Consider the following 13525-nt stretch of genomic DNA (forward strand, 5'->3'; position numbering starts at 1 on the left):
GGACGTGCCTCCGGTCCGAAGCACTGTGGCGCGCCTGCCCCGGACTCCCCCCGCCAAACACCCGCCCAGGTTTTCCCACGGCTCCCGGGGTCACCCGGAGCGGGACGCGGCCTTCACACCGTGTCCATGTCCCCTGCCCAGGAGGTCACTTCCATGAGCGTCAAGGTCTCCGACCACGTTCTTCAGCGCCTGCGGGAGTGGGGGGTGGAGCAGGTCTTCGGCTATCCCGGCGACGGCATCAACGGCCTGCTCGCCGCCTGGGGCCGGGCCGGGGACGAGCCGCGTTTCGTACAGTCGCGGCACGAGGAGATGTCCGCGTTCCAGGCGGTCGGCTACGCCAAGTTCAGCGGCCGGCTCGGGGTGTGCGTGGCGACCTCGGGGCCGGGCGCGATCCATCTGCTCAACGGCCTGTACGACGCGAAGCTCGACCATGTGCCGGTCCTCGCGATCGTCGGTCAGACGCACCGCTCGGCGATGGGCGGCTCGTACCAGCAGGAGGTGGACCTGCACACGCTGTTCAAGGACGTCGCCTCGGAGTTCGTGGAGACGGTGACGGTCCCCGAGCAGTTGCCGAACGTCCTGGACCGGGCGATCCGCACCGCGTACGCCCGTCGCTGCCCGACCGCGGTGATCATTCCCGGGGACGTGCAGGAGCTCGCCTACGCGGCGCCCACCCACGAGTTCAAGATGGTGCCGTCCAGTCTCGGCCTGAGCGACGGGACGACGATCCCGTCGGAGGAGCCCCTGCGGCGGGCCGCCGACATCCTCAACTCCGGTGACAAGGTGGCGATCCTGGTCGGCCAGGGTGCCGCCGGGGCCCGGACCGAGGTCGAGCGGATCGCCGGACTGCTCGGCGCCGGCGTCGCGAAGGCACTGCTCGGCAAGGACGTCCTGAGCGACGAACTCCCCTACGTCACCGGCTCGATCGGCCTGCTCGGCACCCGGCCGTCCTACGAGCTGATGCGCGACTGCGACACCCTCCTGACGATCGGCTCGTCCTTCCCGTACACGCAGTTCCTGCCCGAGTTCGGCAAGGCGCGGGGCGTGCAGATCGACCTCGATCCGCACATGATCGGGATGCGCTACCCGTACGAGGTGAACCTCGTCGGCGACGCGCGGGAGACCCTGCGCCGGCTGATCCCGATGATCAGGGGCGAGGAACGCGGCCGGGAGTGGTTCGACACCGTCTGTGACAACGTACGGCGCTGGGACGACGTCCTGGACCGGCGGGCGCGGCTGTCGGCCGACCCGATCAACCCGGAGTACGTGGCCCGCGCGCTGTCCCCGCTGCTCCCGCCCGACGCGATCGTCACCTCGGACTCGGGCTCGGTGGCGAACTGGTACGCCCGCCACCTCGCGCTGCGCCCCGGCATGCGCGGCTCCCTCTCCGGCACGCTGGCGACGATGGGCTGCGGCGTGCCGTACGCGATCGGCGCGAAGTTCGCCCACCCGGACCGGCCGGTGATCGCGCTGGTGGGGGACGGGGCGATGCAGATGAACGGGCTCGCGGAGCTGATCACGGCCGCCAAGTACAAGGACCGCTGGTCGGACCCGCGGCTGGTCGTCGCGGTGTGGAACAACCGCGATCTGAACCAGGTGACGTGGGAGATGCGCGCCATGGGCGGCGCCCCGTCGTTCCTGCCCTCGCAGGAACTGCCGGACGTGCCGTACGCGGAGTTCGCCCGCTCCCTGGGGCTGACCGGGGTGCGGGTGGAGACGCCGCAGGACGTGGAGCCGGGCTGGCGTACGGCCCTGGAGGCGGACGGCCCCGCGGTCGTCGAGTTCCTCACCGACCCGGCCGTGCCGCCGGTCCCGCCGCACGCCACCTGGGAGCAGATCGAGGCCACGCTCTCCTCGGCCCTCAAGGGCGACGCCGACCGGAACTCCATGATCAAACAGGGCTTCAGGGCGAAGCTCCAGGAGTTTCTGCCGGGGCGGCAGGAGAAGTAGTCCGGCGACCCTGTGTCGGCTCCCTGTGCTCGGGTACGCGGTGGCCACCGACGCCGAGAGAAGGCCTGGAGGGAGAGACATGCAGCGAGGCAGCGACCGGCTGAGCGTGCACCGGGACGACGAGATGAAGCACGAATTGCAGGGTCTGCTGAGGTCCGGCCACCCCACGCGGGTGGAGGAGTGGCACGACCCCGAGCCGTCCGCCGAGGACGACCCCGAGATCTGGGGCGGGCCGGTGGTGCCCGGGAGCCCCCGGGCGACGCTGGAGACCGTGCGGCTGGAGCTGGCGCGGACCCTGGGACGCAGTGCCTTCCCCGCGGGCGCGGGCGCGCTTGCCGTGGGCCTGCGCCGCAAGAACGCGCCGGACGCGCTGGTGGAGGCGGTACGGCAACTGCCGGGCAAGGATCGCTACGCCACCGTCCAGGAGCTGGCCGAGGCACTGGTCGGGAGCGGCCGGTGACGGCGCGGGACCCGGTCGCCGGGATCGGGCCCGCCGGCACAGGGGCCGCAAGCACACGGAAAGGACGTTGAAACCCGGCTACCGGGCGGCCCTGTTCGCCCAGGAAACAGCCTGACCGACGACCTGCGGCCGGTGGATCGTCGGTCGGCCGTCGACGGGCAACCGTAGGCGGGTGGCTGTGGGCGGGCCGCTGCAGGCAGGCCGGTCGTCGACGGTCGGGCGCAGGCAGTCCGGCAGTCCGGCAGTCCGGCAGTCCGGCAGTCCGGCAGTCCGGCAGCACACAGTGGACAGTCCGCGGTAGACCGGTCACCCGCATACAGATACAGACAGGCATCGCGGAACATCGCACGGGACTGTGCGGGACGGCTCCGGTGGGCTCAGGCCGCGCCGGGGCCGCTCGTCGTTCCCCGGCCCCGGCCCCACTTGCCGACCGGGGTGCCCGCCGGGCCGCCCTCCCCGGTCGCCCGGCTCCCGGCCGGGGCCTGGCGCGCGTGGACCTCGTCCGCTCCGACGGCCCGTTCCCTCGCCCCGTCCCGGGTGCGGCCCGGCGAGACGAAGCGGCGCGGGTTACGGCGCAGGTACTCGCCCTCCAGCTGGGCCATGCGCCCGTTGTGGGCACGCAGGGCGTCGTTCGAGCCGTACAGCAGGGTGTCGTGGCGCGTGCGGTGGATCGTCTCCAGCTCTTTCATGAGCTGCTGGTCGTCCAGCCGGTCCGGGTCGACTCCGGTCATGGTCATGCCCCGCTCGTCGTGGTCGTCCATGCGGGTGGGGTACCCCACCCGGGAGCAGGTCTCCGCATCCACTGTACGAACATTCCGGCCCCCGGGCCCCCGGGCGGACCTGCTCCCTACCGGGCCCGCTCCACTCGCCGCTCGTCCCACACGGGCTCCGCGGTCTCCCGGACCCGGCCGTCGCTGCCGAAGACCAGATAGCGGTCGAAGGAGCGGGCGAACCAGCGGTCGTGGGTGACGGCGAGGACCGTGCCGTCGAACGCCTCGAGGCCCTCCTGGAGGGCTTCGGCGGACTCCAGGTCGAGGTTGTCGGTCGGCTCGTCGAGGAGCAGCGCCGTGACGCCCTGCAGTTCCAGCAGCAGGATCTGGAATCGGGCCTGCTGGCCGCCGGAAAGCCGGTCGAAGGTCTGTTCGGCCTGCTGGGTCAGCTCGTAGCGGCGCAGCCGGGACATGGCCGCGCCCCGGTCCTGGGAGTGTTCGCTCCACAGGATGTCCAGGAGGGTGCGGCCCAGCAGCTCGGGGTGGGCGTGGGTCTGGGCGAAGTGCCCGGGCACCACCCGCGCCCCGAGCTTCCACTCGCCCGTGTGCGTCACGGTGTCGCCGGCCAGCAGCCGCAGGAAGTGCGACTTGCCCGAGCCGTTGGAACCTAGGACGGCGACCCGCTCGCCGTAGAAGACCTCCAGGTCGAAGGGCTTCATCAGACCGGTGAGCTCCAGGCCCTTGCAGGTGACCGCCCTGACGCCCGTGCGGCCGCCCTTGAGGCGCATCGTGATGTCCTGCTCGCGGGGCGGCTCCGGCGGCGGTCCCGCCTCCTCGAACTTGCGCAGCCGGGTCTGGGCGGCCTGGTAGCGGGAGGCCAGCTCATGGCTGATGGAGGCGGCCTGTCGGAGGCTCAGGACCAGCTTCTTCAGCTGGGCGTGCTTCTCGTCCCAGCGCCGGCGCAGCTCCTCGAAGCGGGCGAAGCGTTCGCGGCGGGCCTCGTGGTAGGTGGCGAAGCCGCCGCCGTGCACCCAGGCGTCGGCCCCGGCCGGGCCCGGCTCGACAGAGATGATCTTCTCGGCGGCGCGGGAGAGGAGTTCGCGGTCGTGGGAGACGAAGAGGACCGTCTTGCGGGTCTCCTTCAGCCGTTCCTCCAGCCACCGCTTGCCGGGCACGTCGAGGTAGTTGTCCGGCTCGTCGAGCAGCAGCACCTCGTCGGTGCCGCGCAGCAGCGCCTCCAGCACGAGCCGCTTCTGCTCACCGCCGGAGAGGGTGCGTACGAGCCGGAACTGCGCCTTGTCGTAGGGGACGCCGAGCGCGGCCATCGTGCACATGTCCCACAGCGTCTCGGCCTCGTACCCGCGCACCTCGGCCCAGTCGGCGAGGGCCTGCGCGTACTGGATCTGCGCGGCCTCGTCGTCGACGGTCATGAGCGCGTGCTCGGCCCGGTCGACGGCCTGCGCGACCTCACGGATGCGGGGCGGGGCCACGGACACCAGCAGGTCGCGGACGGTGGTCTCGTCCCGCACGGAGCCCACGAACTGGCGCATCACGCCGAGACCGCCGGACACGGTGACGGTCCCGCCGTGCGGTTTCAGCTCGGCCGAGATCAGCCGCAGCAGGGTCGTCTTGCCGGCGCCGTTGGGTCCGACCAGCGCCACCACGGCCCCTTCGCCCACCCGGAAGGACACGTCGCCGAGCAACGCCCTCCCGTCGGGGAGGTAGTACTCGAGGTGCGCGGCTTCCAGGTGTCCCATGAGGACGCATTCTGCGGGCCGCCCACGGGATGCGGCAAACCGTTATGCGCCGCGGGCCGGGGAAGGACCCCGTCGCCTCTCAGCCCCTCAGCCGCCGGCTCCCGCCACCGGCTGTCCCGCCGGGCCGCCCTCCCCGGCGGGCACGACCGTGGCGCCCGCCCAGGACAGGGCCTTCCAGCCGTCGGCCGGGGAGCCGTCGAGGACGACGGTGCCGGTGTTGGCGAGGCGGTGGGCGGCGGCGTAGGGAACGTCGACGTTGACGGCGCGGGCGGCCGCCCAGGCGCGGATCGCGGCGCCGTGGCTGACCATCGCGACGGTTCCCGCGCCGCTCGCCGCAGCCTCGGCGACCACGGCGTCGTACCGCACCAGGAACTCGGTGCCGCTCTCCCCGCCCGGCATGCGCAGCCCGACGTCGCCCGCCGCCCAGGCGAAGACGGTGCGCATGTAGAGCTCGCCGTGCTCGGAGTTGCCGGGCACCATCTCCAGGTCGCCCGCGGAGATCTCCCGGATGCCGTCGCGGACGAGGACGTCGAGGCCGCGGGCGGCGGCCAGCGGGGCGGCGGTGAGCCCGGTGCGCACGAGGGTGGAGACGTAGAGGGTCTCGATGTCCTCGCCGGCGAGGGCCTGCGGCAGGGCAGCGGCCTGCTGTGCCCCGAGTTCGGTGAGGCCGGGTCCGGGGACGGCGGTGTCGAGCAGGTAGTCCACGTTCGAGGGGGTCTGGCCGTGGCGGACGAGCAGCAGTCGCATGCAGTGACCCTCCGGTGTCGAATGCCGCCCCCGCACAAGAAACGGCCACTTCAGGGTACCCGCAGCGCATGATGTCCGATGTCGATCTCACCGTCCTGAAGCCCGGCCGGCACGGCCTGCGCGATCTGTTTCTCGCCCTCGACGACCAGGTGTTCGCGTTCGCCGCCGAGCGGCACTGGCCGGCCGCCGAGCCGGTCCTGCCGCGGCTGAGCCGCAGCGCGAACCACGGCGTGCTCTGGTTCGCGACGGCGGCGGCCCTCGCGGTGTCCGGCACGCCCCGGGCCCGCCGCGCCGCCGTGCGCGGGCTGACCTCCCTGGGCCTTGCCTCCCTCACCATCAACACCCTCGGCAAGCGCTCGGTGCGCCGGTCCCGGCCCGTGCTGGACGCGGTTCCCCGAGGGCGGCGGCTGAAGCGGCAGCCGATCACCACCTCCTTCCCGTCCGGTCACTCCGCGTCGGCGGCGGCCTTCGCGGCCGGGGTCGCCCTGGAGTCGCCGGTGTGGGGCGCGGTGGTGGCGCCGGTCGCGTTCTCGGTGGCGATGTCCCGGGTGTACACGGGCGTCCACTTCCCGAGCGACGTGCTCGCGGGCGCGGCGCTGGGCGTGGGCGCCGCGTTCGCCGTCCGGCACGTCGCGCGCCGCCGTCGCCGGAACCACCGGGACACCGACTCCGTCTGACATACCGTCAGCCCATATGGCAAGACGAATGATCTCACCATCCGAGCATCGGCGTACGGTGAGGGAACCGGGGACCCGGTTCGTCGAGAAGGGGCAGAGCCATGCCGAAAGCACAGGAAACGGCCGTCTACACGCACGGACACCACGAGTCGGTGCTGCGTTCGCACACCTGGCGGACCGCCGCCAACTCCGCGGCCTACCTGCTCGGTTCGCTGAAGCCCCACATGAAGATCCTGGACATCGGCTGCGGTCCCGGCACCATCACCGCCGACCTGGCCTCCCTGGTCCCCGACGGACACGTCACCGGCGTCGACCACGCGCCGGGGATCCTGGACCAGGCGCGGGCCACGGCCGCCGAGCGGGGCCTGACCAACATCGACTTCGCGGTGGCCGACGTGCACGCCCTGGCCTACCCGGACGACACCTTCTGCGTCGTCCACGCCCATCAGGTGCTCCAGCACGTGGGCGACCCGGTGCAGGCGCTGCGCGAGATGCTGCGGGTGACGAAGCCGGGCGGCTACGTCGCGGTCCGCGACTCGGACTACGCGGCGATGACCTGGTATCCCGCCTCGTCCGGGATGGACGACTGGCTGGACCTCTACCGCCGGGTGGCCCGGGCCAACGGCGGCGAACCGGACGCCGGGCGCCGGCTCAAGTCCTGGGCGCTGACCGCGGGGTTCACCGACATCACGGCGACCTCCGCCACCTGGACCTTCAGCACCGCCGAGGAGCGTGCCTGGTGGAGCGGCCTGTGGGCCGACCGCACCGTGGCCTCGGCGTACGCGGAGCGCGCCACGCAGGGCGGGCACGCCACGGCGGAGGAACTGCGCGCCGTGTCGCAGGCCTGGCGGGAATGGGGACGGCGGGAGGACGGCTGGTTCAGCGTCCTGCACGCGGAGATCCTGTGCCGAAAGGCCACCTGACCCGCAAACGGTTCGCGGACGGCTCGTGAATGAAGTGCGAATGATCTCCACGATCCGGGAAACCCGCATTGCAGGAGGTTGACACTATGGTTCCCGTTCTGCTGGTTCTGCTGCTGGTGCTCATTCTTTTCGGCGCCGGATTCGCGGTGAAGTTGCTCTGGTGGATCGCACTCGCGGTTCTCGTCCTCTGGCTGCTCGGCTTCCTGGCTCGTGGAACCAATTCCGCGGGAGGCAGGGGCCGCTGGTACAGGTGGTGAACTGAGGCGGCGAAGCAACACCGGCTTTCCCGGGAGCCGGGCGACTCACTCCCGGGGAAGCAGCGGTCCCAGCGGCCCGAGGTCCAGATTCAGGTCCTCGGGCCGCAGTCCGTAGCGGTCGCGCAGCTCGGCCATACGGTCGTCGAGCAGCATCAGGGTGAGCCCGATCCGCTCCTCCTGCTCCTCGTTCAGGTCGCCCGTGTCGAAGCGGCGCAGCGCCTGCCGTTCCATCAGCTGGCGCAGCAACTCCACGACGGTCAGGACGAGTTTCACCAGATCGCGCTCGACGGTGTCGGGTTCGAGGTCGAGATGGTTGCGGCCTTCGGTCACAGCGACTCCCCCCATGGCGACGGTACCTGCTCGTTGACGGAGCTGATCAGGGCGTTGAGGTCGATGCGGACGAGGTCGACGTCCGCGATGCGCAGCGTGATGTCCCCCGTGATGACGACCCCGCCGGCCAGCAGCCGGTCGAGCAGGTCGACCAGGGCGACCTCACGGCGCTCCACGACGGTCATGCGCCCTCCCCCGGGTCCACGGCGCCCGGGCCCACGGCGCCCGCCTCGCCGGCGGACTCCACGAAGGAATAGGCCGCCCAGGGCCCCGTGAGTTCCACGCGTATTCCGGTTTCCTCCCCCTTGGTACGGTCCACCGTTTCCACGAATTCCTCGGACTCCGCACGCGGAACGAGATAGGCGGCGTTCAGCACATTCTGTCCGGACGCCTCGGAAAGGGCGGAGTTCTGCGGCGGGTGGAGGCGGGCGTCCTCGGCGTGCGCGGACAACTTCTCGTGGAGGCCGCCGGCGAACCGCTCGGCGCGCTGCCGGCTGTCGTCGTGGGCCCGGGCCTTCGAGCGCCGCTGCATCAGGTAGTCCCGGCCCGAGGCGGGCTTGCTCACCGCCTGCTCGGCCTCCTGCGCCTCGGGCTCGACGTACACCTTGACCCCCCACTCGACGCGCCCCGCGAGCCGGTCCAGGACGCGCCGGAAGTCCTCCTCGCGCTCCTCGATCATCACGCGGACGCCACTGTCGTCCCGGAACACCGTGGCGAGCCGGAGCGGCAGCGGAGTGGTGACGGCCGTGAGGGCGTCGATCACCTGCTGGTGGGCGCGGGCGGTCTCCGTCAGCCAGTCCAGGTCCTCCAGACGGTGCCGGAGCGGCTCCTGAGCGAAGTCCCGCTCCGGCACATGGCTGACCACGGCGATCAGGCCGCGGTGGGTGAGCAGCCTGGGCGGATCGCCCGCCACCCCCGACAGGGCGGCCTGCAGGGGCGCGCCGAGGGGGTGACAGACGGCGTACACGTAACGCAGTCCGGTCATGGTGACTCCTCTCGGACGTCCTTCGGTGCGCGGCTCGTCCTGGGGGTGCGGCTCGCCCTGGGGGCGCGGCCCTCCTTCGGGGCGCGCCCCGCCTTCAGGGCACGGCTCTCCGCACGGCTCTCCTCGGGGGCGCGGCCCAGCTCCAGTTCCTCCAGCCGCGCCAGCCGCTCCCGCAGATCGGCGTTCTCACGCGCGAGTTCGTTGCGGCGGGCGCCGGAGGAGAGAGCCGGGTCGTCCTCCCACCAGTCGATGCCCATCTCCTTGGCCTTGTCGACCGAGGCGACGATGAGGCGGAGCTTGATGGTGAGCAGTTCGATGTCGAGCAGGTTGATCCGGATGTCGCCCGCGATGACGATGCCCTTGTCGAGGACGCGTTCCAGGATGTCGGCGAGGTTGGCTCCGCCGCCCTGGCCGTACGGCTCCGGCATCCGGCTCGCCATACTCATCGCCGGTTCCTGGCCTTGGCACGCCTGTCCTCGGCCCGGGGCTCCTCCTCGGGCTCCTCCTCGTCGTACTCCTCGTACTCGTCCTCGGCGTCCTCGGGCTCGCCCTCCTCTCCTTCTTCCTCCTCCTCGTACTCGCCCTCGGGCTCCGCCTCCTCGTCCTCCGCCTCCTCGTCCTCGGCGTACGGGCCCTCGTCCTCGTAGCCCTCGTCGTCCTCCGGGCGGCCGTCCTCGGCGTCCCGCGCCTCGGCGCCGTCCTCGGGCTCGCCGTTCTCCTCGTTCTCCTCGTTCTCCTGCTCCTCTTCGGCGACCGCGTCCTCGTGGGTCGTGACGACCTCGCCGTCGCGGATCTCACCGCGCCAGCTGTCCTCCGCCTCCCCCTTGATGGTGATGAAGCGGGCGAAGTGCTTGAGGTCCAGGCGGGCACGGCGGCCCTGGGCGCGCCAGATGTTGCCGGTCTTCTCGAACAGCCCCGTGGGGTAGTACTCGATGATCAGCAGGATCCGGGTGAGGTTCTCGGCGAGTTCGTGGAAGGAGACGACGCCCTTCGTCGTGCCCTTGGCGCCCTCCGACGTCCAGGCGATCCGGTCGTCCGGCACCTGTTCGGTGGTCTTCGCCTTCCAACTGCGGTTGGACCAGAAGACCTTCGCCTGCCAGTCGCTGGTGGTGTCGTCGGCGCGGTTCGCGCTCTTGACGCCCTTCGCGAAGGTGCTGAAGTCCTGGTACTGCGTCCACTGGTCGTAGGCGGTGCGAAGCGGCACGCCGACGTCGATCGTCTCCATGATCACGGTCGGCTTCTTGCCCGCGCTCTTCTTGCCCTTGCCGCCCTTGCCACCGAGGTTCTTGAACGCGCTGGTCACCTTGTCCTTCACCCGCGAGCCACCGAGCTCCAGCGCGCTGCGCAGCGGTCCCTTGCCCTCGGCGACCTTGCGGCCGCCTTCGAGGGCGAGTTTGGCGAAGCCGGGGCTGTTGCCATCGGCGATGTCGTTGAGCTTGGCGGTGGTGTCCCCGAGCTTGTGGCCGACGCCGGTCAGCAGGCGCGTGGCCTGCGCGGCGAGGTACTCCTGCACCTCTTCCTTGAGCCGGTCGGCGGCGTCGCTGTGGGCGACTCCGGAGAGCGGGTTGCCGCCCGCCGCCTTGCCGGCCGCGGAGGTCGCGGACTTGGCGGATCCGAGGGTTTCGGTCATCGGTCGCCGCCTCCCTTCGGCCGCCGGGCCCGGGAGGCGGTACCCGAGGCGGCCCTCGATGCGGTCCTCGCGCCCGGCTTGCCGGCCGACGCGGTCTTCTTGGCGGCCGTGGCGCGGGCCGGAGCCTTCTTGGCGGGCGCCTTCTTCGCGGGGGCCTTCTTGGCCGTCTTCTTCGCGGGCGCCTTCTTCGCGGGCGTCTTCTTCGCCGTCTTCCTCGGCGGCTCCTCCTCGCCCTCCTCGTCGCCCTCGTCGCCCTCGGCGTCCTCGGCGTCCTGCGCCTCCTCGTCGTCCTCGTCGGCGTCCTCGGCGTCGGCGTCGGCGTCGGCGTCCTGAGGCTCCTCGTACTCCTCGTCCGCCTCGTCGTCCGTGTCCTGCACGCCGGGCACGACGCCCTCGAGCTGGTCGCGCACCTCGGCGGTACGGCCGTGCAGCCGGTCCGCGAGGGCGTCGATCTGCCGCTCGACCATGGCGCCCGAGGCGGCCTTGCCGACCCCTCGCAGGTCCTGGCGCAGCTGGTCCCCGATCTCCTTGAACTGCGGATTGTCCTTCAGCTGCTGAGAGACCAGGTCCGCGATGCCCTTGGGGGTCAGGTTCATCCGCTTGCCGGCCACCAAGGTGCCGACGGCGAAAGCCAGTTTCAGTTTCTTGGTACGTCCGAGGAGGTACCCGGCACCCACCGCGAGGCCCAATGCCGTTCGGTTCATCCTGTCCACCCGTCGTCCGTTCCCGCGCTTCTGCGCGTCGCGCTCTCCAGCCGGTCGAGGAGTTCGTCCTCCTGCTCGTCGAACTCCTCCTCGGTGATCTCGCCGGCGTCCAACCGCTCTTCCAGGCGGGCGAGTTCGGCCCGGACCGTGGCGGGGTCGTAGTAGATCCGCTCGGCCTCCTTGACCACCTGTCCGATCACCCAGCCGCTACCGCGCACCGGGGCGAACGGCAGCAACAGCACCTCTGAGATGAGTCCCATGGCGCACCTACTCCGTGGTGGCGCCCGCCGGTACGGCCGGACCGGGCTCGACGAAGCTGTAGGGCGGCAGCGGCCCGTTGACCCGCAGTTCGAGGTGCGGACGGCCCTTGCGCAGGTCCTCCGCGGCCTCCAGGAACCGGGCCGCCGAGTCGCGGTCCACCAGGAACGAGACGTTGACCAGCCAGCCGGTGGACTCGGGGCCCACACTGGTGGCCGAGGCCAGCGGGTGGAGGTTCTGCTGCACGTCGGCCGCGTCCTCGGCCTCCTGGGCCTTGACCGCGGCGGCCACCATCTCGCCGAGCTGGATCTTCTGGTCGTAACTGCCGCCTCCGGACTGCCGGTTGGCCTCCGCGAGGCCGCGCAGTTCGGGGTTCTCGGCCATCACCAGATGCAGGACGGCCTCCTCGACGTGCGAGGCCTTGATGTTGTACTCGACCTTGCCGTCCAGGGCCCGCAGGCGCTCCTCGTAGTGCTCGGTGCGCTCGGCGAGGACCCCGGTGACGGAACTGTCGTCGGGGGCGACGCTGCCGAACCGCATGGGCAGCACGCAGCCCTGGGCGCCCGCCTCGGCGAGCACGGTCTGGTGGGCGAGCAGCTCCCTGCGCTTGGGCCGCAGCCCCTCGGGGGCGTCGCTGACGACCGCCGCCAGCGCGCCCTCCTTCAGGACGCGCACCGGCAGGGCCGGATCGCCGACGCCGGCCAGGCCGTCCGGAAGGTCGGGGTGCGAGCCGGCGACGATGCCGTACACATAGGTGCTCACTCCTGCTCCTCCTTCCTGCGCGCGGTGGTGCTCTTACGGGCCCGCGGCCTGGGCTCGCGCTCCTCCTGGGAGGAGCTCTCGCCACGGGCCTCCTTGAAGGCGCCGGAGATGGTCTCCGCCGCGCCGGACAGCGCGCCCTTGGACTTGCCGCGCGCGCCGGACTCGGTGATCTCGCCGACCAGGTCGGGCAGGCCCGGGCTCTTGCGCGGCCCCGCCTCCAGGTCCAGGCGGTTGCACGCCTCGGCGAAGCGCAGATAGGTGTCGACGCTGGCCACCACGACCCGTACGTCGATCTTCAGGATCTCGATTCCGACCAGGGACACCCGTATGAACGCGTCGATGACGAGACCCTTGTCGAGGACGAGCTCCAGCACGTCGTAGAGGCCGCCGGAGCCACCTCCACCGCCGGACTGTTGTGCCGGAACAACGGTCATGTCGACCGCGCCTCCTTGTCTGGCATTGGATGATCGGGAATGACTGCGGGCCGGCGGCCTAGCGGCCGCCCTGCCGGTGTGCGTCGGAGCGCCCGCGCTCGTAGCGGCGAACGCGCCGGTAGCCGGTGAGCTGTCCTCCGGGATCGAGATCGACCTGGTAGCTCGCCATGAGGCTCATCGTGTCGGGCACGCGGGACAGCTCCAGGACCTCGACGTCCAGGGACCAGCCGTCCTCCGTCTGCTCGAAGGACGAGACGCTCTCGGCGGTCATCCCCGTGAGCTCCGTGAGCTGGGCGCGCGCCTGGCGCAGCACCTCCATGGGGCTCGGCCGGTCGTCCACCACGTCGCCCTTGCCTTCCTTGCGCGTCGGAGTCCGCGCACTCTCCGGACTCTGCACACTTCGCGATCTCTGCGATCTCTGAGGTCTCTCCGATCTCTGAGGTCTCTGAGGTCTCTGTGATTCCTGCGGGTCCTGCGAACTCCGCGAACTCTCCGGAGTTCGTGAGGTTTGCGAACTGTGAGATTCAGGTGATTCACGTGCGTTATGTGGATCACCTGACGCAGATGACCGTGATGTACCTTTTGTGCTTACCATGGCATCCGGGTGGCCCAAAGGCTCCCGACCAAACCTTCGCGCGGAACGGAGTGCGTCGAGCCGGCGCCGGGCCGGGCCCAGGGATCCCCCGCGGCCCGTCAGCCCCGACCAGGGCCCAGCGTGGGCCTGCTCGGTCGACGCCCGCTCGGTCGACGCCTGCTGGGTCGACGGGCACGACGGCTTCGACGAGGTGCGCGGCTTCGCCCGCGCTGCCGAGCTGCTAATACGCGACGAGGTCGCCCTTCGTGTACTGCTTCGCCTGCCCGCCGCCCGGGAAGAGCGCCTTGTCCGGCCGGTGGGCCTCGACGCTGCGGCGGCCCACCCTCACCTTCCGCACGTCGCCCCG

At 71.3% G+C, this 13525-nt stretch carries 16 protein-coding genes and 3 pseudogenes; 5 read left to right on the forward strand and 14 right to left on the reverse strand.

Annotation, left to right across the window (positions count from 1 at the left end):
• Positions 1–153: 153 nt before the first annotated feature.
• Positions 154–1950, forward strand: coding sequence for a thiamine pyrophosphate-requiring protein (locus ABT070_RS32740; protein WP_351765970.1), 1797 nt, complete (start codon positions 154–156; stop codon positions 1948–1950).
• 79 nt (positions 1951–2029) lie between these two features.
• On the forward strand, positions 2030–2410 hold the full coding sequence (locus ABT070_RS32745) for a DUF2795 domain-containing protein (RefSeq protein ID WP_351765972.1): 381 nt from the start codon (positions 2030–2032) through the stop codon (positions 2408–2410).
• 506 nt (positions 2411–2916) lie between these two features.
• On the opposite strand, the pseudogene ABT070_RS32750 reads toward ABT070_RS32745, so the two are convergent.
• The 3 genes and pseudogenes from ABT070_RS32750 to ABT070_RS32760 form a co-directional block, all read right to left on the reverse strand.
• Positions 2917–3171 (reverse strand): annotated as a pseudogene (locus ABT070_RS32750) (DUF6158 family protein); the annotation flags it as partial.
• A gap of 86 nt (positions 3172–3257) precedes the next feature.
• Positions 3258–4877 carry an ABC-F family ATP-binding cassette domain-containing protein gene (locus ABT070_RS32755; protein ID WP_351765974.1) on the reverse strand — a complete coding sequence of 540 codons (1620 nt, stop codon included), beginning with the start codon at positions 4875–4877 and terminating at the stop codon, positions 3258–3260.
• 87 nt (positions 4878–4964) lie between these two features.
• Positions 4965–5624 (reverse strand): histidine phosphatase family protein, encoded by a 660-nt coding sequence (locus ABT070_RS32760; RefSeq protein ID WP_351765976.1) that lies wholly within the window; start codon positions 5622–5624, stop codon positions 4965–4967.
• Between the two features lie 68 nt (positions 5625–5692).
• On the opposite strand from ABT070_RS32760, the pseudogene ABT070_RS32765 reads away from it, so the two are divergent.
• The 3 genes and pseudogenes from ABT070_RS32765 to ABT070_RS32775 all read left to right on the forward strand — a co-directional run.
• A pseudogene (locus ABT070_RS32765) lies at positions 5693–6268 on the forward strand (phosphatase PAP2 family protein); the annotation flags it as partial.
• A gap of 134 nt (positions 6269–6402) precedes the next feature.
• Positions 6403–7224 carry a class I SAM-dependent methyltransferase gene (locus ABT070_RS32770; protein ID WP_351765980.1) on the forward strand — a complete coding sequence of 274 codons (822 nt, stop codon included), beginning with the start codon at positions 6403–6405 and terminating at the stop codon, positions 7222–7224.
• Between the two features lie 86 nt (positions 7225–7310).
• Positions 7311–7481, forward strand: coding sequence for a hypothetical protein (locus tag ABT070_RS32775; protein ID WP_054241705.1), 171 nt, complete (start codon positions 7311–7313; stop codon positions 7479–7481).
• A 45-nt stretch (positions 7482–7526) separates the two neighbouring features.
• Here ABT070_RS32775 and ABT070_RS32780 read toward each other — a convergent pair whose 3' ends face one another.
• The 11 genes and pseudogenes from ABT070_RS32780 to ABT070_RS32830 form a co-directional block, all read right to left on the reverse strand.
• On the reverse strand, positions 7527–7811 hold the full coding sequence (locus ABT070_RS32780) for a gas vesicle protein K (RefSeq protein WP_351765983.1): 285 nt from the start codon (positions 7809–7811) through the stop codon (positions 7527–7529).
• The gene (locus ABT070_RS32785) at positions 7808–7996 is read right to left on the reverse strand and encodes a gas vesicle protein (RefSeq protein ID WP_057602494.1); all 189 of its coding nucleotides are present in this window, start codon (positions 7994–7996) and stop codon (positions 7808–7810) included. Before ABT070_RS32785 ends, ABT070_RS32780 begins: the two co-directional genes overlap by 4 nt.
• On the reverse strand, positions 7993–8796 hold the full coding sequence (locus ABT070_RS32790) for a GvpL/GvpF family gas vesicle protein (RefSeq protein WP_351765985.1): 804 nt from the start codon (positions 8794–8796) through the stop codon (positions 7993–7995). Before ABT070_RS32790 ends, ABT070_RS32785 begins: the two co-directional genes overlap by 4 nt.
• Positions 8793–9242, reverse strand: a complete 450-nt coding sequence (locus ABT070_RS32795; protein WP_351765987.1) for a gas vesicle protein — start codon at positions 9240–9242, stop codon at positions 8793–8795. The genes ABT070_RS32790 and ABT070_RS32795 overlap by 4 nt, the downstream gene beginning before the upstream one ends.
• Positions 9239–10426, reverse strand: coding sequence for an SRPBCC family protein (locus ABT070_RS32800; protein WP_351765989.1), 1188 nt, complete (start codon positions 10424–10426; stop codon positions 9239–9241). The genes ABT070_RS32795 and ABT070_RS32800 overlap by 4 nt, the downstream gene beginning before the upstream one ends.
• Positions 10423–11130, reverse strand: coding sequence for a DNA primase (locus tag ABT070_RS32805; RefSeq protein ID WP_351765991.1), 708 nt, complete (start codon positions 11128–11130; stop codon positions 10423–10425). Before ABT070_RS32805 ends, ABT070_RS32800 begins: the two co-directional genes overlap by 4 nt.
• Positions 11127–11390 (reverse strand): gas vesicle protein GvpG, encoded by a 264-nt coding sequence (locus ABT070_RS32810; protein WP_351765993.1) that lies wholly within the window; start codon positions 11388–11390, stop codon positions 11127–11129. The genes ABT070_RS32805 and ABT070_RS32810 overlap by 4 nt, the downstream gene beginning before the upstream one ends.
• A 7-nt stretch (positions 11391–11397) precedes the next feature.
• Entirely contained in the window at positions 11398–12150 is a 753-nt protein-coding gene (locus ABT070_RS32815; protein ID WP_351765995.1) for a GvpL/GvpF family gas vesicle protein, read from the reverse strand.
• A complete protein-coding gene (locus tag ABT070_RS32820; protein WP_351765997.1) occupies positions 12147–12584 on the reverse strand; it encodes a gas vesicle structural protein GvpA in 438 nt (145 codons plus the stop codon). Before ABT070_RS32820 ends, ABT070_RS32815 begins: the two co-directional genes overlap by 4 nt.
• 58 nt (positions 12585–12642) lie before the next feature.
• Positions 12643–12981, reverse strand: coding sequence for a gas vesicle protein GvpO (locus ABT070_RS32825; protein ID WP_351765999.1), 339 nt, complete (start codon positions 12979–12981; stop codon positions 12643–12645).
• Between the two features lie 421 nt (positions 12982–13402).
• Positions 13403–13516: pseudogene (locus ABT070_RS32830) on the reverse strand (non-homologous end-joining DNA ligase); the annotation flags it as partial.
• Between the last annotated feature and the right edge of the window lie 9 nt (positions 13517–13525).

Origin of the sequence: Streptomyces sp. NPDC002884, assembly GCF_040295245.1 — a bacterium.
GTDB lineage: Bacteria > Actinomycetota > Actinomycetes > Streptomycetales > Streptomycetaceae > Streptomyces.